The 17,457-nt window shown below is 58.0% G+C and carries 18 protein-coding genes and 1 tRNA gene; 2 read left to right on the plus strand and 17 right to left on the minus strand.

Translation table 11 applies throughout. The features are described 5' to 3' along the window. Positions 1-19: 19 nt before the first annotated feature. From rplW to ACSYSO_RS07025, 12 genes are all read right to left on the minus strand, one after another. A complete protein-coding gene (gene rplW, locus ACSYSO_RS06970; RefSeq protein ID WP_489799523.1) occupies positions 20-316 on the minus strand; it encodes a 50S ribosomal protein L23 in 297 nt (98 codons plus the stop codon). Position 317: 1 nt separating this feature from the next. Beyond that, complete coding sequence (gene rplD, locus ACSYSO_RS06975) at positions 318-977, minus strand: 50S ribosomal protein L4 (protein WP_489799521.1); 660 nt, start codon at positions 975-977, stop codon at positions 318-320. Position 978: 1 nt separating this feature from the next. Then, positions 979-1,632 (minus strand): 50S ribosomal protein L3, encoded by a 654-nt coding sequence (gene rplC / locus ACSYSO_RS06980; protein WP_489799519.1) that lies wholly within the window; start codon positions 1,630-1,632, stop codon positions 979-981. 14 nt (positions 1,633-1,646) lie between these two features. After that, on the minus strand, positions 1,647-1,955 hold the full coding sequence (gene rpsJ, locus ACSYSO_RS06985; protein WP_006295278.1) for a 30S ribosomal protein S10: 309 nt from the start codon (positions 1,953-1,955) through the stop codon (positions 1,647-1,649). Positions 1,956-2,167: 212 nt separating this feature from the next. Continuing rightward, the gene (gene adhE / locus ACSYSO_RS06990; RefSeq protein ID WP_491701722.1) at positions 2,168-4,882 is read right to left on the minus strand and encodes a bifunctional acetaldehyde-CoA/alcohol dehydrogenase; all 2,715 of its coding nucleotides are present in this window, start codon (positions 4,880-4,882) and stop codon (positions 2,168-2,170) included. Between the two features lie 130 nt (positions 4,883-5,012). After that, the gene (locus tag ACSYSO_RS06995) at positions 5,013-5,399 is read right to left on the minus strand and encodes a VOC family protein (RefSeq protein WP_489799597.1); all 387 of its coding nucleotides are present in this window, start codon (positions 5,397-5,399) and stop codon (positions 5,013-5,015) included. A gap of 45 nt (positions 5,400-5,444) precedes the next feature. Then, the gene (locus tag ACSYSO_RS07000; RefSeq protein WP_491701723.1) at positions 5,445-6,449 is read right to left on the minus strand and encodes a zinc-dependent alcohol dehydrogenase family protein; all 1,005 of its coding nucleotides are present in this window, start codon (positions 6,447-6,449) and stop codon (positions 5,445-5,447) included. Between the two features lie 280 nt (positions 6,450-6,729). After that, positions 6,730-7,221, minus strand: a complete 492-nt coding sequence (gene rpsI, locus ACSYSO_RS07005; protein WP_489799514.1) for a 30S ribosomal protein S9 — start codon at positions 7,219-7,221, stop codon at positions 6,730-6,732. A gap of 21 nt (positions 7,222-7,242) precedes the next feature. Continuing rightward, positions 7,243-7,692, minus strand: coding sequence for a 50S ribosomal protein L13 (rplM, locus tag ACSYSO_RS07010; protein WP_489799512.1), 450 nt, complete (start codon positions 7,690-7,692; stop codon positions 7,243-7,245). A 193-nt stretch (positions 7,693-7,885) separates the two neighbouring features. After that, complete coding sequence (locus ACSYSO_RS07015) at positions 7,886-8,659, minus strand: AbrB family transcriptional regulator (protein WP_491701724.1); 774 nt, start codon at positions 8,657-8,659, stop codon at positions 7,886-7,888. Positions 8,660-8,688: 29 nt separating this feature from the next. Beyond that, on the minus strand, positions 8,689-9,327 hold the full coding sequence (locus ACSYSO_RS07020; protein ID WP_491701725.1) for a YigZ family protein: 639 nt from the start codon (positions 9,325-9,327) through the stop codon (positions 8,689-8,691). Between the two features lie 180 nt (positions 9,328-9,507). Continuing rightward, a tRNA-Ser gene (locus tag ACSYSO_RS07025) sits at positions 9,508-9,594 on the minus strand. A 335-nt stretch (positions 9,595-9,929) separates the two neighbouring features. Here ACSYSO_RS07025 and ACSYSO_RS07030 point away from each other — a divergent pair. Then, positions 9,930-11,228 carry an ATP-binding protein gene (locus tag ACSYSO_RS07030; protein ID WP_491702080.1) on the plus strand — a complete coding sequence of 433 codons (1,299 nt, stop codon included), beginning with the start codon at positions 9,930-9,932 and terminating at the stop codon, positions 11,226-11,228. A 4-nt stretch (positions 11,229-11,232) separates the two neighbouring features. Continuing rightward, entirely contained in the window at positions 11,233-12,555 is a 1,323-nt protein-coding gene (gene dinB / locus ACSYSO_RS07035) for a DNA polymerase IV (protein WP_491701726.1), read from the plus strand. A gap of 22 nt (positions 12,556-12,577) precedes the next feature. On the opposite strand, the gene dapC is transcribed toward dinB, so the two are convergent. The 5 genes from dapC to citX form a co-directional block, all read right to left on the minus strand. Then, positions 12,578-13,711 (minus strand): succinyldiaminopimelate transaminase, encoded by a 1,134-nt coding sequence (gene dapC, locus ACSYSO_RS07040; RefSeq protein ID WP_491701727.1) that lies wholly within the window; start codon positions 13,709-13,711, stop codon positions 12,578-12,580. 2 nt (positions 13,712-13,713) lie between these two features. Further along, positions 13,714-14,037, minus strand: coding sequence for a ferredoxin (gene fdxA, locus ACSYSO_RS07045; protein ID WP_489799503.1), 324 nt, complete (start codon positions 14,035-14,037; stop codon positions 13,714-13,716). Positions 14,038-14,097: 60 nt separating this feature from the next. Further along, entirely contained in the window at positions 14,098-15,609 is a 1,512-nt protein-coding gene (locus ACSYSO_RS07050; protein ID WP_491701728.1) for an APC family permease, read from the minus strand. 204 nt (positions 15,610-15,813) lie between these two features. Further along, on the minus strand, positions 15,814-16,725 hold the full coding sequence (gene citG / locus ACSYSO_RS07055) for a triphosphoribosyl-dephospho-CoA synthase CitG (RefSeq protein ID WP_489799499.1): 912 nt from the start codon (positions 16,723-16,725) through the stop codon (positions 15,814-15,816). Further along, positions 16,722-17,291 carry a citrate lyase holo-[acyl-carrier protein] synthase gene (citX, locus tag ACSYSO_RS07060; protein WP_489799498.1) on the minus strand — a complete coding sequence of 190 codons (570 nt, stop codon included), beginning with the start codon at positions 17,289-17,291 and terminating at the stop codon, positions 16,722-16,724. The genes citG and citX overlap by 4 nt, the downstream gene beginning before the upstream one ends. Positions 17,292-17,457: the final 166 nt, after the last annotated feature.

Raw genomic sequence — 17,457 nt, forward strand, 5'->3', positions numbered from 1 at the left:
TGACTTTCTCGGCTAACCTTCAGTTACCGAAGATGTCGATTGTCTGGCCTTCTGCCACGGTCACGATAGCGCGCTTCTGGTCGGCACGGGAGCCGAAACCGGTGCGGGTACGCTGACGCTTGCCTGCACGGTTGAGCGTGTTCACGTTGGTGACGTGGACGTTGAAGATCTCTTCGACAGCTTGCTTGATCTGCACCTTGTTTGCATTCGGTGCGACCACGAAGGTGTACTGGCCACGGTCGGAGCCGGCGTAGCTCTTCTCAGAGACGACGGGCTTCAAGATGACATCGTGGGCTGGATTATGAATAGCAGCCATTTCAGGCCTCCTTCGGCTCGGTCTTCGCAGCGACGAAGGCATCGAAGCCTTCCTTGCTGAAGACGACGTACTGAGCGACGACGGCATCGTAGGTGCTGAGCTGATCTGCGAAGAGCACATGCACCGAGGGGATGTTGCGTACGGAGAGCCACTCGTTGGTGTTCTCGCGGGAGAGCACCACAACCGCAGAGGAAGTGCCGCACACCGAAGAGAGCGCCGCAACGGCGGTCTTCGTGGACGGAGCCTTCTCCACACCGAAATCGACCACGGAGATGCGGCCGGCGTTGGCGCGGTTGGAAAGCACGTAGCGCAGAGCGCTGGCCTTCATCTTCTTGGGAGTGCGCTGAGAGTAGTCGCGCGGAACCGGTCCGTGCACCACACCACCGTGCACCCACTGAGGAGCGCGGGTGGAACCCTGACGGGCACGACCGGTGCCCTTCTGCTTCCATGGCTTCTTGCCGCCGCCGGAGACTTCGCCGCGGGACTTGACCGCGTGCGTGCCCTGACGAGCTGCCGCCAGCTGAGCGGTGACTACCTGATGAATCATCGGGACGTGAGCCTCGACCTCTTCATTGGAGAAACCAAACAGCTCTGCAGGAGCTTCAACGGTGCCGGAAGACTTGCCCTTGGCGTCGCTTACGTTAAATGTAACTTGCGTCATTTCAGGCTCCCTTCACAGCCGAACGGAGCAGGACGATGCCACCCTTGGGCCCTGGAAGGGCACCCTTGATGGCAATGACGCCGCTCTCGAGATCGGTCGAGACGATGGTCAGGTTCTGCACTGTGGACGTATCGTGTCCCATGCGGCCTGCCATGCGCTTGCCCTTGAGAATGCGGCTCGGAGTCGCGCATGCACCGACAGAGCCGGGGCGGCGTTCGTTCTTGTGCGAGCCGTGGGTACGGCGATAGGACTTGAAGCCCCAGCGCTTGATGGTACCGGCGAAGCCCTTGCCCTTGGTCGTGCCGGTGACATCGACCTCGGAACCGTCTTCGAAGAGGTCAGCACTCAACTCTTGGCCGGGCTGGAACTCTTCGGCGTTCTCCGTGCGCACCTCAACGAGGTGACGACGCGGGGTAACGCCAGCCTTCGCGAAGTGACCTGCCAGAGGCTTGGTCACCTTCGTGGGGTCAATCTGGCCGTAGCCGAGCTGCACGGCGGCATAACCGTCGGTAGCCTCGGTCTTGATGCCAGTGACCACGTTTGTGGACACATCAACAAGCGTGACGGGAACGAAGAATCCCTTCTCGTCCCAGACCTGCGACATACCGAGCTTGCGGCCCAGCAGAGCAGAGCGATTCGCTTTCTGCTTCGACATTGATTCTCCCCTCCTTACAGCTTGATCTCGATGTTGACGTCCGCGGGCAGATCGATGTGCATCAGCGAATCCACGGCCTTGGGGGTCGGGTCGACGATGTCAATGAGGCGCTTATGAGTGCGCATCTCGAAATGCTCTCGGGAATCCTTGTATTTATGAGGAGAACGGATGACAACATACACGTTCTTCTCGGTAGGCAGAGGAACCGGGCCCACTACAGTGGCGCCCGCGTTCGTGACCGTCTCGACGATTTTCTTCGCCGACTGGTCAATGACCTCATGGTCATAGGACTTAAGCCTGATGCGGATTTTTTGTCCCGCCATTGCCGTCCGCCCTTTCTAGCGATTCGTTTACATTACCAACCTGCTTCAAGGACACCGGCGCGTACAGCCCCCGAGCAACGCTCGTGGCTGATTTACATCAGTGTGCAGCAAGCGCCTGCCTTCTGACGAAGACAGGCGCCACTACACTCGCTCTTATGATTAACAATTTGCGAGCCTTTTACAGGCAACTGTTCTATTAAACCATTTGGGGGCTACTTGATTACTCCGGGTGTGTCGCTTTTTGAGCCATTACGCTGCACGCGCAGAGCATGTCCCTTTTCCTTGGAAACACCGTAGTAAGCGGCGATGGCGATGTCCTTCATATCCTCGATCATCGGCACACGCGGATTAGCCGGAGCGCACTGATCTTCGTAGGCTCGCATGCCGATCTGATCGAGAACACTCCAGTAGTAATCCTCATCGACACCGGCCTGCTGGAAGCTGGAATCCATACCCAATGTATCGTCACGGAACGTCTCGATGGCACTCGCCAGCTGTTCGACACCCTCCTCTGCGCTCCCCTTGACCTCGAGACCGATCTCGGAGGCGAACTCGCAGTAGCGCTCCGGCGCAATGTAATGGTCATACTTCGGCCAGCTGGTGGGCTCCGAGGGCACCGAACCGTTGTAACGCACGACCAATGGCAGAAGAATGGCGTTGGTCTTGCCGTGTGCTACATGGCACAGCGCACCAATAGTGTGAGCCATGCCGTGGCACATACCCAAGAAGGCAGAGCCGAACGCCATGCCTGCCATAGTGCCGGCGTTGTGCATCTTCTCCTGGGCACGCGTTTTAGCCAAGCCAGGTTCGGCATTGACCGAAACGGGAAGATTGTCCCAAATCAGTTTGCCGGCATGCAACGCCATACCATCGGTGAAATCGTTCGCATAGACGGATACATAGGATTCCAAGCAGTGCGTCAGCGCGTCGAAGCCTGCGTTGCACGCCAATTCCTTGGGCTGGGTACGAGCCAGTTCAGGATCCACGATTGCCACGGACGGCGTAAGCGCATAATCGGTAATGGGGTACTTGTACCCGGTCTCGTGGTCGCTGATCACCGCGAATGGCGTAACCTCGGAACCCGTGCCTGAGGATGTGGGAATACACACCAGTTTGGCCTTGGCCCCCAGCGGCGGAATGCGGAACGCTCGCTTGCGGATATCGAAGAACTTCTCGCGCACATCGTCGAACGAAATCTCCGGGTGTTCGTACAGCAGCCACATGATCTTGGCCGCATCCATGGGAGAACCACCACCCACCGCGATGATGGTGTCTGGCTGGAACTCCTCACGCATCATGCGCGCCCCGCGCTCAACGGTGTCCACACTCGGCTCGGGCTCGACATAGTCGATGGTACGGAATGTGACGGGGTTGGGACGCGCACGCAGCTGATCGATGACCTTGTCGACGATGCCAAGCTGCTCCATGACTTTGTCGCACACGATGACAACGCGCTGAATGTTGTACATATCGCGCAGGTAGCGAACCGCATTGGGCTCGAAATACGTCTTGGCGGGCACCTTGAACCATTGCATGTTGTTGTTCCTTCGCGCAATACGCTTGACATTGATGAGGTTGACTGCCTGGACGTTGCCGGAGACCGAATTGCCACCGTATGAGCCACAACCCAAGGTGAGCGAAGGAGCAATGGAATTATAGATGTCTCCCACACCGCCCAGTGAGGACGGCTGATTCCAGACGATACGGCATGCATGCATGCGCAGACCATAGCGACGGGTGAGATCCTGGTCGTTGGTGTGAATCACGGCCGTGTGCCCGGCACCAAACTTGAGCATCTGCTCGCACATGTCGAATCCCTGCTCACTGTCTTTGCAACGCAGCATGGCCTGGACTGGGCACAGCTTCTCCAAGGTAAGTGGCTCACGCTCCCCCACTTCACCGCACTCAGCCACGATGATGGTGGCATCGTCAGGAATGGAGAAGCCGGACTGCTGAGCGATGTACTGGGGGGATTTGCCCGGAACGACCGAGTTGAGCTTTGGCTCTCCGCCGGACTTGGCGGTGCAGCCGAACATATACTGCTCGAGCTTCGCCTTCTCGTCGGCATTAACAAAGTAAGCCTTGCGGCGCTGCAGCTCGCTCTTGAGCTGATCGTAGACGTCGGTGTGCGCGATGATGGCCTGCTCGGTGGCACAAATCATGCCGTAATCAAAATGCTTGGAAAGCACAAGGTCATTGGCCACACGACTGATATCCACACCGCGGTCGACATATGCAGGAGCGTTGCCTGCGCCCACACCCAGAGCAGGCTTGCCAGAGGAGTAAGCAGCGGTTACCATGCCGGGGCCGCCGGTGGCCAAGATGGTGGCCACGCCGGGATGTTTCATCAACGCACCGGTGGCGGCGATGGAGGGATGCTCAATCCATTGGATGCAGTCTTTGGGAGCGCCGGCCGCCACTGCGGCGTCGCGCACGATGCGTGCAGCTTCCACGGAACAGTTCTGAGCTCCCGGATGGAAGCCGAACACGATAGGGCAACGTGTCTTGAGCGCGATAAGCGACTTGAAGATAGCGGTGGAAGTAGGGTTGGTTACCGGGGTGACGCCGGCGACCACACCTACAGGCTCGGCCACCTCGTCGATGCCCAGTACGTCGTCTTCCTTGATGACGCCGACTGTTTTCTGCCCGGCAAGATAATGGGTGACATGCTCACAGGCAAAAAGGTTCTTGGTGGCTTTGTCTTCTACCAGGCCACGGCCTGTTTCATCGACCGCCATCTGCGCCAATACCAAGTGTTTGTTCAGCGCGGCGACCGAAGCCTTGGCCACTATGCGGTCTATTTGTTGTTGATTGAGCAGCTCGAACTCATCCAGCGCATGCAGTGCACGCGCGACCAGAGCGTCTACTTCTTCGTTTGCTTGTTCTTCGACTGATTTGGCTGGTGCGGCTGGTGCCTTGCTTGCCATCGGCGCTCCTTCTCCTGTTTCTACTGGCAGAAAGCCAGTATGTGACGCACGACACAATATAGTGCACTGCACCAACAAATGTGTCGTGAGTCACATTTCTACATAACGTAGCAGAAGAAACGCCGCTGCATCAGACGATCTGGCAGAACTCGATGGTCTCCCGATTAGGCCCGTACACGTTGAAATAGCGGATGCCATTGTCCCAGAACGTGGGAATGCTCTGAATCTCCTGATCCTTGAGTTCGAGCCCCAATTCCTTGGCATGATGGAACGCCGCCTCGATGTCCGGAGTGTCAAGTGCCCAGTGGTTGATGGCACCGTCTTTCATGGCCACCGGATCGCCCTCCCAGGTCTCGATGGTCAGATGACCGTAGCGCAAGAAGGCACATCGATTCTCGCCGTTGGGAAATATCTTGACCAGTTCAAAACCAAGCTTATCGGTATAGAACTCGATGGTCTCATCCAAATCCCTGGCAGGCATGCCGGAGTGCTGGAAGTCAGTGGTGAACGCTGTCATCGGTTGCATGTTGATTCCTTCCCTCTGCCGTACCAGCAAAGCTCGCTACTCCGCCACCTTGACGACGGCCTTGGACACGCCGGTAATCTTGCCGTCCAGGAAGTCCTGCACCTGCTCAAGCTCCAGTTCATGGCTGATCAGGGGATCGACGTCCACCTTACCGCTGTCCAACAGGGCAATGGCATCATTGAAGGTGAGCGGGTTGATGAACGAGCCCTTGATGGTCAGCTGCTTCTTATAAATGTCATACGTGTTCATCTCGAAGTGCGCCTCCTGCGGCCCAACACCAAACATGAGCACCTGAGCACCCTTCTTGGTGGCCAGCACTGCGGAATGCTGGGTCTCCGGACGACCGACGGCCTCAATGACAACGTCATACTCACCTTCGGGCACTGCGACCTTGGTGGTGTTGAAGGTACGCTTGACACCGAACTTCTCACGGTTCAAATCGAGCTTCTCGTCAAACAGGCCGGCCATGTCCACTTGGTGCACACCGTACGCCTGCAGAATCTGCGCGAACAGCTGCCCCATGAATCCGTCGCCGATGACCAGCGCCTTCTGGTAGGGGTGCAGCTCAAGCAAATCAACGCCGTGCACAGCGCAGGAGATCGGCTCGATAGCAGCAGCAGACTTGAACGACACCGAATCAGGAAGCTTGTAGACCACCGTGGACGGCGCAGTGAACTGCTCGGCCAAGCCGCCGTTGCGGGTGACACCTACGGCACTCAGCGCGTCACACAATTCAGGACGACCAGTGAGACAGAACTCGCACTGACCGCAGTAGATGTTGGGATCCACTGCCACGCGGTCTCCCGGCTTGACGTTGGTGACAGCCTCCCCGACTGCCTCTACGGTACCGGAATTCTCGTGCCCAAGCACGATGGGAGGAACAGCGGAGGCAGAGCCGGGACGTCCAGCATAGAGGTCATGATCCGTGCCGCACACGCCTGCATAAGCCGTGTTGATCAGCACTTCGTCCGCAGCGATCTGAGGGGTGGGAAGATCCTGAATCTCGAACTGCTTGACACCAGTAAGTACAAGAGCCTTCATGGCCGTTTTCCTTTCGTAACATGTGAGTGAGCACATCGTAGTGCACAATTCTTATGCAACACCCGAACCATGACATTAGAAACGTTTTACATCAATGCAAAGGCAAGCCTGTGCAATGTTTGCGTATCTCCTACAGCGTGTTTTCTCGACGACACCAGCGCACCTTCCTCATCTCGCCCATCCGACAGATATGCAACACACCGAGACACACGCGCCTCAATACAACGATGGCCCCGAGGAAAACCCCGGGGCCATCGCACACAACAGTAAACGCAGAGCGTCAGCGCTTCGAGAACTGAGGCGCGCGGCGTGCCTTGTGCAGACCAGCCTTCTTGCGTTCCACGACGCGGGCGTCGCGAGTCAGGAAGCCAGCCTTCTTCAAGGTGGCGCGGTTCGCATCGCGGTCAATCTCGTTGAGCGCGCGGGCCACACCCAGGCGGATGGCTCCAGCCTGGCCGGTGGTGCCGCCACCCTCGACGATGACGTTGATATCGAACTTGTTCTCAAGCTTGAGCAGAACGATCGGCGAGTTGACCTCACGCTGCTGCAGGCGGGAGGGGAAGAACTCCTCGAGCTTGCGGCCGTTGATCGTCCAGTTACCCGAACCCGGGGTCAGGCGCACGCGGGCGACAGCTTCCTTACGACGGCCGGTGCCGTAGCCAGGAGCAATCTGCGAGGTGCCAGTGCCGACGCCGGCGTTGGTCTCGGTAGTGTAGGAAGTCAGTTCCTCTTCGGTCTCTTGAACCGCGGAGTTTTCGGTGTTTTCAGCCATGATGTGTTATCTCCTCTCGGTTCACTTGGCCTGCTGGGAGATATTCTCAATCTCCACGGGCTGAGGCTTCTGGGGGGTGTGCGGGTGTTCCGCACCAGCGAAGACATGCAGACGCTTCATCTGAACGGCAGCCAGACGGTTCTTCGGCAGCATGCCCTTGACCGCAGCAGTAATGATGCGGGTGGGGTTGGTCTCCAGCAGCTTGGCGTAGGAGTCCTCGCGCAGTCCGCCGGGGCGGCCCGAGTGCGAGTAGAGCACCTTGTCCATCTTCTTGCCAGTCAGAGCAATCTTCTCAGCATTGATGACGATGACGTGCGCACCCAAATCAGCGTTCGGGGCGAACGTCGGCTTGTTCTTGCCGCGCAGCAGCGTGGCAGCCTTGGTCGCTACCTTACCGAGCACCACGTCAGCGGCGTCGATAATGTACCAGTCGTGAGTCAGATCAGCTGGCTTCGGTGTGAAAGTTTTCACGAGTGTACCTTTTCTTTTATATTGTGTTCCGGGCCAAACCACACGCCTGAAAGACAGCGAGAGTTTGTGCCTCATTATCCGTGGGCTCCCTGAAAGTCCTCGAGTGCGAGTGGGAAAGCGCTTTGAAGGACCCCGTAGGGAAACACAACACTTCTCCATTGTATAGGAACCCCTGACTTAACAGAAGCTTGTTTCACCCTCGCGATTCGAGCGCACGATTGGCGGCCGCCGCCACCTCCGCGGAGCTATCCGAAGACAGCCGGCGCAACGTTTGTTCAGACGTATTCGGGTTGAGAGCCACAGCCCGCCGCACCATGGTTGAGAGAACCTGGGGGGCTCCCTGTTCACTCTCCACACCCAGGCAAGCCAGAAAATCGAGCGTCTGCTCATCTACTTCGGTGTCCTGTGCGCCTTCCAGACGCATTTTCCACGAAGTCTGAGGGTTGCGTAACGCGGTCTGCCGCACAGAAATGTCAGGATCTTTGGTCAGCCGACCGACCAGCCAGTTCTTGTCGTCCTTATTGGCAGCCACAGCCATACGCACCTGCACCGAACTGTCTTCGGAAAGTTTGACCAGAATATTCGGGAACGGCATGGTCTCGCCCAAAAAGATGCGATCTTCCAGAGGGGTATGAACGTTGCCCGCTACGGCCTCAAGCAATGCCGTGGCACGAGAGAACGCAGACTGTTCGGAGCGCGGAGGAAGCGGACGACGCGCAAACTCACTCAACTCCTGAGCATCAGTGGAATGCCGTAGACGCTCGTAGCTGTCGGTCAACGCTTCGGTCGCGTCAGCCGGCGCATCATCAACGCTCCCGACCGGCACTTCAACCGAGGCTTGTTCGTCTGCACTACCGCTTGCCGCCGCAGCATCAGGCACAGATGCGGGCATGGCTGCCTCAGGCGTCTGCACATCACCTTGCGTTCCACTCTGGCCGTCGCCGATTTCGGTTTCCTCATCAGTCATGCTTCCAGCATAGCCCGCCGGCGGCCCGGCTAAGCGAGCCCTGTGAACTCCACCTTCGCTTGGGCACTGAACGCCTCGCGCACCTGCAACTCGAAACGTTCGGCCGCGCTTGCAGGCACCGCCACGCTCACCCTCACCCGATCGGTAAAGTCGCGACTCAGGCACTCACCCGACAGGCCGGCCACAATCTGCTCGAACTTGCCGATCCACGCATAGGCGAGAGTGACACGGTAGATTTTCTTAGGCACGATGCGCACAGCAGTCGCCTGTTTGATCGCCATCGAAGCGGCGGTGGAATATGCGCGGATGAGACCGCCGGAACCAAGCAGGACACCGCCGAAATAGCGTGTGACCGCAACCACGCAATCCGTAAGCCGGTTAGCGCGCAGCACATCCAGAATGGGTTTGCCCGCAGTGCCCGAAGGCTCGCCATCGTCACTCATCCGTTCTTTGGACGCGCCGACTGCGGCACCGACAATGGCGGCATAGCAGGTATGACGGGCTTTGGGGTGGGATTGGCGAATCTGCTCCACAAAGGCGAGCGCCTCGTCCAGCGCGTCTACGTGGCAGGCGTCGCCGATGAATTCAGATTTGCGCTCCACGAAGGAATCGTGCGCCGGAATTTCGGGCGTGTCGGTAAGCGTGGAGAACAGGGAGGAGTCACTCATGCACACTCCCGTACCGGCACGATGACACCATGGCAGGGATCATTGAGATGCTTGAGGTCTGCGCTAGACAGACGCGACCCACACCGGGGAACATGCCTACCGTCATACCGATTCCTCCACCGATCGAGCGATACAAGAAGACCCGAAACCGCTGATATTTCAACGTTTCGGGTCTGTTCGCGGAGCCGGAGGGATTCGAACCCTCGAACCGCTTGCGCAGTTAACACCTTAGCAGGGTGCCCCTATCGGCCGCTCAGGCACGGCTCCGTGTTGCATAAGCAACGTCTTGTACTTTAGCAGTCCTCCGCGACGGAACACACCGGTGCGCGCGGGAACGTTGCCATGCACACATGCCGCAGCCCGCGAGCGCACACCTTGCCGACCAAGCGCCGCTGAACCCAATACACGTGCATCCAGCCACCGAGAACGAGGCATCCATTGGATCCCAAGCGTGCACCACGCCCACAGACACAGCACACAGTGGACGTTGTTTGAGAAAAGTACAGAGCAAACACAGAGGAAAAATGTAATTTTGTACATCGGATGCGCAAATTTTTGTACATCCGATGTACAAAAATTACAATTCTGGTATCCTCATGACTATGAGCTCATACATCACACGCGCTTTGTCCACACCATTGCAGGACAGCAAACGCAAAGTCGTTATTCTTGAAGGCGCTCGCGCGGTCGGCAAGACCATGATGGTGCGCCATCAGCTTGTCCCCCTGGGCTACTCGTACACGACATTGGCCGACCCCAGCGTTTTCGCCGCAGCTCAGGCCGACCTGCGCGGTTGGCTCGAAAGTCTGACACTCCCCGTTGCCATCGACGAAGCACAGCGCATCGCAGACCTTCCCATGGCCGTTAAGGAGATCGTCGACGCACTACCTTCGGGACGTACCTATTTTTTACTTACCGGCAGCGCCATCATCAATCGCACTGGCTTGGATGGGCAGGATCCTCTCGCACGGCGCGCGCAGCACTACACCATGAGCCCGCTTACCGGTCGCGAAATCCATGGTGCCACCGAGAGCATCGTAGATGACTTATGGAACGACGAGCCAAACACCGGATATGAGAGCACTCTTCGTAACGATGATCTGTACACGCTCATCGCAGCCGGAGGCTTTCCCGAATATTCAACGCAATACGAAGAACTTGCAGATTGGGAACGCGAGAACTTGGTAAACGACGATATACGCGGCGCCCTAGGAAACACCATTCTCCCGGATGAAAAACTTGACATTTCCATCGCTGCAAACGTGTTGGATAAAATGCTCTGCACCCCCGGTGGCATCCTCAATACAAGCGTGCTCGGCCGCGAGCTGGCACTCGACCGGCGCACGGTGGAACGTTATATCAGCATTTTCATGCGCCGCTTCTTGGTGTATGCGCTACCCAACGTGCGCACCACGCCAAACCGGCAGACTTTTGCCAGAGCCAAGATACACCCGGTTGACACATCGTTCAGCATCCAGACCTTGCTGTCCAAAGGCAAGAACGCGCGCGAAGACCCGACCGCGTTCGGAGCAGTACTCGAATCGTTCGTAGTCAACCAGATTGTACCTGCCACACAATGGTCCACAATGCACCCCGACTGTTTCTACTGGCGTACTCCGGGCAGCAACGCCAAAGAAGTCGATTTGGTACTTACCCGGCGAGGCCGCACACTCGGCATCGAAGTCAAGGCCTCATCGCACGTTGAGCGACGGGATTTCAAAGGTCTCGCAGCACTGGCACAAACCCCGGGGTTCCACCGCGGATACCTGATATATACCGGTTCCCAGATCCTCAAATGGCCGGGCAACCTGTGGGCGCTGCCGGTAAGCGCACTATGGGAACCCGATGCTTTCAAACGCAGTCCCATCCGCCCACAGCAATCCGACGGAGCCGTAGAATAGGAGCATGAGTACAGCACCACGACTTGAGGCCGCGAAACGCGACTGGGGACACGATGAGACGGGGTGCAATGTGCTGCATATCGACATGGACGCCTTCTACGCCTCTCTGGAGACGGTACGCCACCCAGAACTGAGAGGCCGCCCGGTAATCATCGGATTTGTGGGACCGCGCAGTGTGGTATCCGCAGCAAACTACGAGGCTCGCAAATACGGGGTGAACTCAGCCATGCCCATGGCTCGGGCCAGGCAGTTGTGCCCGGAAGGCGCCTATGTGCCCGTGGACATGAAGTACTATCACGAGATGTCACAGCGCATATTCAAAGAGGTATTCGAACAGGTAACCGACCAAATCGAACAGGTGAGCGTAGATGAAGGGTACATGGATGTCTCCGGCGCATTGCTGCGCTGGGGCAGCCCCACCGCCATCGGCAAGTGGATACGAGCCGAAGTGTTTCACCGGTTCGGCATCACCTGTTCAGTGGGCATCGCCGCCAACAAGCTCGTGGCCAAGATGGCTTCCACCAATGCCAAACCCGACGGTATGCTGCTCATTCCCGCCAGCGAACACGCACACTTCGTACAGATGATGCCTCTGCGAGGCATACCCGGCATCGGCCCGGCACTCGAACGGCGCCTGACCGCCTGGGGCATCAATTCCGTGGAAGAGCTGGCCGACACCGACGAGGAAGCACTCATTCATGCCACACGCTCGAAGGTAACTGCGCACAACCTCTACCTGGCCGCACGAGGACAGGATGAACGACCAATCGTGACACACGCGGTGGAGAAGTCGATAGGCGCCGAAATCACCTTCGAGAGAGACACCCGCGATATGGCGCAAGTCGCGCGTCTTCTGCACCACTGCTGCAATGAGGTCTCGGCAGAACTACGCAGCAAGGGGCTTGTGGCGAGAACCGTCACCGTTAAGTTGCGCTACACCAACCTGAGCTATTCCACCAAAGCGCACACGCTGGAACGCCCGGTTGACACCACCGAAGAGATGTACCCGGAATCAATGCACCTGCTCAAAGCCATGCTGGGCATGCCCCAGGAATCCGTTATGAGCACCCCGCTGACTCGCGAGGTGCGGCTGGCCGGGGTGAGCGCGAGTTCGTTCACTAAGAAAAGCGAGACGCCAGTGCAAATTACCATCGACGATCTCATCGAAGAAGCAGATCAGCCGAGCACGCGCGACGTGAGATCGGAACGCACGCGCAAGGCCGAAGCCGCACTTGACGCAGTGCATCAACGGTACGGCAAAACCGTGGCAAGCCTGGGATTGGAAGATAACACGTGGCAGGAGGACAGCGCCGTGCGAGGGCGATAGCCTGACTCAGACAGCAGGAACTTCAGCGCATCAGCCGTTGCACAGCCACGTCGATGTCTTCGTCTGTGGCCGTGGCCGAGAAGCGCAGGTGCGAGGCATCCCCATAGAATTCGCCGGGACTCGGCACCACGCCAAGAGTCGCCAACCGTTCCATGTCTTCCCAGCAGTCGCACCCCAAAGCCTTGACCCAAACATACAGGCCGCCTTGCGGCATGCGGGCATCATAGCCATACTGTTGCAGCGCAACCACCAGTTTGCGCAAACGGCCGGCATAGCGCAGCTGCTGCATGGACACCGCATCCTCATCCTGCAACGCCGCGACCATTGCGGCCTGCACCGGACCGGGCACAATCTGCCCGATTTGCTTACGGTAGACGGTCATATCGTCAACGATGCTGCAATCGCCCGCAATGCAGGCGGTACGATACCCAGCCATGTTCGACTGTTTGCTCAACGAGTAAAGGCACAATACCCCCTGTGACGAGCGACCGCACACATCCGAGCTGAGCACGCATGGTGCATTGCCGGCACGGCTGCCATCTTCACTCCACACAAGCTGCGCATAGCATTCGTCACTGAGCACCACCGCACCGATAGAACGCGCAGCGGCCACAATATCCCGCAGTTGCCCGGCGGACAGCACCTCGCCCGTAGGATTGTTAGGGGAATTGACCCATATGGCTTTGACACGAGGCACAGAGAGCCAGGAGTCAACATCGGCCACATCAGCCACGGTCATTACTTTGGCACCGGCCAACTGGGTGCCGATGGCGTACGTGGGATAGGACACCTGCGGTTGCACCACCGCGTCCCCCGGGTTCAGATGCAGCAGGGACGCCATAAGCGCCACCGCTTCCTTCGATCCGACCGTGGGCACCACCGAAGCACCGATCGCCTGCAGATCCACACCGCGAGCCTGAACAAACCAGTGAACCAACTCATCCTGCAATGCCGTCGACCCTGCGGTCAGCGGGTATCCATGCGCATCCGCAGCGTCGGCACCGGAGGCGAGCGCCTGCTGCACCGAAGCGGGCACCGGATCCACCGGAGATCCGACGGACAGGTCGATCATGCCGCCCGTCACTGCTCTCGCCCGGTCTTTGAACCCGGCGACGCGACTCCAGTCGTAGGGAGAGGAGAAACGGTGGAAGCCCATGCTTACTCCTGGTTTTGCGGTGGCAGAGCCGCCACCTGGGACGGATCCTTACCAGAGGGGCCTGCGCCCTGAGCTCCGCCCAGATCACCGAGATCGTTGAAGTACTCGACTGCGGCATCCGCATACCATGCCCATTCCTCGGGCACGTCATCTTCATAGAATATGGCCTCGGTGGGGCACACCGGCTCGCAGGCACCGCAGTCCACACACTCGTTGGGGTTGATATAGAGCGAACGGTCGCCTTCATAGATGCAGTCGACCGGGCATTCGTCCACGCACGCCTTATCTTTCACATCAACACACGGCTGGGCAATTACATATGCCATTTTCACCCTCCAGGTTTCTAAGTCTTCCCCAAGAGTACGCGGTTCAGCAGACCTCTGCTCTCAGACCTCGGCGGCTTGCAAAGACGCTTCGTCAAGGTCGCCGCGCCCAAGCCGGGAATGCTTGTAGGAGTAGCCGAAATACACCAGGAAACCGACAGCCAGCCAAACCAGGAAGCGGATCCAGGTAAGCACCGTGAGGTTGAGCATGAGCCACAGGCAGGCTACGGCAATGAGTATCGGCACGACCGGGTTGCCTGGAATCTTGAAGGAACGTTTGAGGTCGGGACGCTTCTTGCGCATGATCGGAACGGATACGGCCACCAACGTGAATGCGGAAAGCGTACCGATGTTGACCATGTCGGACAGAATGCCGACATCGAAGCAGGAAGCGACAAAAGCGACGACGATGCTCACACCAATCTGCAAACGTGCGGGCGTGCCGTGCTTGCCAACCTTGGAAAGGCCTTCGGGAAGCAGGTTGTCACGGCTCATGGCGAAGATGACGCGAGTAAGGCCCAGCAGCATCACCATGACCACGGTGGTCAGACCGATGATGATGGCGAATGAGATGATCTTGGCCGCCCACGTGGCACCCACCATTTCGAAACCTGTGGACAGCGAGGGGCTCTTGACCTTGGCCATGTCTTTGTAGGAAACCATACCGGTGGTGACGATGGCCACCAGGATGTACATGACAATCACGATGGCCATGCCGATACCGATGCCCAGCGGCACGTTGCGGCTGGGATTCTTGGTCTCTTCGGAGGCACTGGCTACGGTGTCAAAGCCGATGAACGCAAAGAAGACGAGGGCGGCTCCCGAGATGATGCCGGAAATGCCGTAAATGGTGGGCTGCTGGCCGGTCATCCACTGGAAGAGCGGCTGCATCATCGTGCTGCCGGCTGCGGCACCGGGCACCGAATCCGCGGGCTGCGACGGCGGAATGAACGGCGAATAGTTCGACGCTTTGATGTAGAAGAAACCAACGATGACCACGAACGCCACAATGCCGATCTTGAGCACGGTGAACGCACCGTCCACGCGTGCCGAAATCTTCGTGCCAAGCACAAGCAGCACCGTAAAGAACGCCACCACGATGATGGGGGCGAAATCGAAGGTAAAGGAACCGAAGTGCAGTTCGGTACTGAAGTTCACACCCATCAGGTGCATGAAGTCATTGAGATACACACTCCAATATTTGGCGATGACCGAGGAGGCCATGAGCGTCTCCAGGATGAGGTCCCAGCCCACAATCCACGCCATGAACTCGCCCATAGTGGTGTAAGTAAACGTGTACGCTGAGCCGGCCGCCGGAATCATGGAGGCGAATTCGGCATAGCACATCACCGCCGCCGCACACACCACACCGGCAATGATGAAGCTGAGAATGGCAGCAGGTCCTGCGTGGAAGGCCGAAGCCTGCGCTCCGACCGAGAAAATACCGGCGCCCACGGCGACGGCAACACCCATGACAGCCAGATCCCAAGGCCCCAACGTACGTTTGAGCTTTCTGTCGCCACTTGTGGTCTCCGCGAGCGTCTGCTCCACAGATTTCGTTCTAAACAACTCCATGTTGTGCTCCAACCCATGCTATTGCCAACTCGTGAGCCGCACCGATCAGCTGCGCGGCTGGATACAAGATAACCACAAAAATATGCGGTTCGTCACAATTACTCATATATTGGACACGTATTTATTGGTTGGCTGACTGGTCGCTTGACTGACTTATTCACTGATTCGCTGATTCACTGATTGGCTGCCGGCCTGAGGCTTCACTCAGTTACCGCCATCGGCATCACCATTGCCATCAATCCCATCATCGCCGATGGCACCTTCTAACAGAGCGAAGAAAATAGTGAGTATCAGCAAGTCCGCACAGCCTCCCAAACTGAGGTTTCGCTGTACGAATTCGGCATTGAGATCGTCCAGAAACGCTATGCCGCGCTCACTGCACGCACCACCAAAGCTGAAATACTCGTCAACCTTGCTTTTCAGCCATTCCAGTACATGCTCGTTCCCGGCACGTTTGATCAGGTTGGAGTCCTGTGTCACTGTGGCAAGCATCATCAATGTGTCCAGCAGACGCTCGTTGAGCGTGCCGGAACGATGCCTCAAAAAAGGCAACGCCACATCGACGACAGCAGGAAAGCCATGTTCGGCTTCCCCCCGGATTCCCGTTCTGCCGGATTCTAGAAATTGCTTCTCACCTGCGGTAAGAGGGTGTCGGTCTTCCCGCATTGTTTGAAAATCATGTTCGGACAGCCCCTGCAGCATCTGCCGGATCACACGCTGCACGGCGCAGGTGTCGTACATGTGCTCCCGGCACCACCATGCCGTGGCCCCAACTGCAATGCCCAAGGAGAAAACCGCGCCTTTGTGGGTGTTCACTCCGTTCGTGGCTGCGAACATCTCCCGTTCGGCTTGCCGTCCCAGATCACGCAACCGTTCGAACAGCAGCGGCAGATTATCGTCGCGAAAATCCGCTCCGGCCTGCGCCGCACGTTCGAAATATCCCCGCAGTGCGACCGAACTGTCAATAAAGGTGAACACATCCATATCGCGATGCGAACCTGAATCCACAGGATCAACAAGGCCGGGCTTGGGATGCACCACAACCTCGTACAGCATGGCACGCTGCGCCGAACGCGCAATACCCACAACACTCACCACGTCATTATGCGCAGTCATCCTACCGTCTCGCACTGTGTCTCACGCACCATGTCACGGTACTGCCTGAAATAGCCGTCCACCGCATTGCCTATCTGCCACACGTTGTGCGCCTGTGCTCTGGCACACACCTTGGCCGGCTTTTCACACACCAAGCACTCCCGCGGATCTATGCCTAGGCTACTGCGCGAAAGCTGGTCCTGCGAAGCAGCAGTCATCACATCCGCGTCGAAGAGACGCCCGATGACATAATCATCTTCAAACGCTATGGCCTCCATCTTGACCGTCAGGCTTCCGCCGTCGAGCACCATGAATGCTTCCGGCCCCGTGGCACGCTTCATATAGACATGATATTCCACGAGCTCAATGCCACGCTCACTCAGCTGACGCCCGAATTCCTCCATGCCCGTGCTGAACATCGCACGGATGCCATCGTTCGTTTTCACCGCCCCGGGAATATTCATCTTCACCGAGACAACACAACATCCCGGAAACCGTTCTGCCAGCTTGCGCTGTTCACGCTCACGCCACTGCCGGTTCTCAAGAATGGCCGGGAGCGTCTGGCGCTCCCCCGCATCCAACAACATACATTCCTTCTTCCCATCAAGGCGCAGCCCTCAGCTCACAAGGAACCGAGGGACGCGGTGAGTCGATTATCGATCGACCCACCGCATACATGTCCCACACACCCGGTCACACTGCAACACGTGCCGGCGTGACCGAATGTACGAGATCGAACCGGTGACCCGTATG

Source organism: Bifidobacterium sp. ESL1130 (assembly GCF_058507935.1).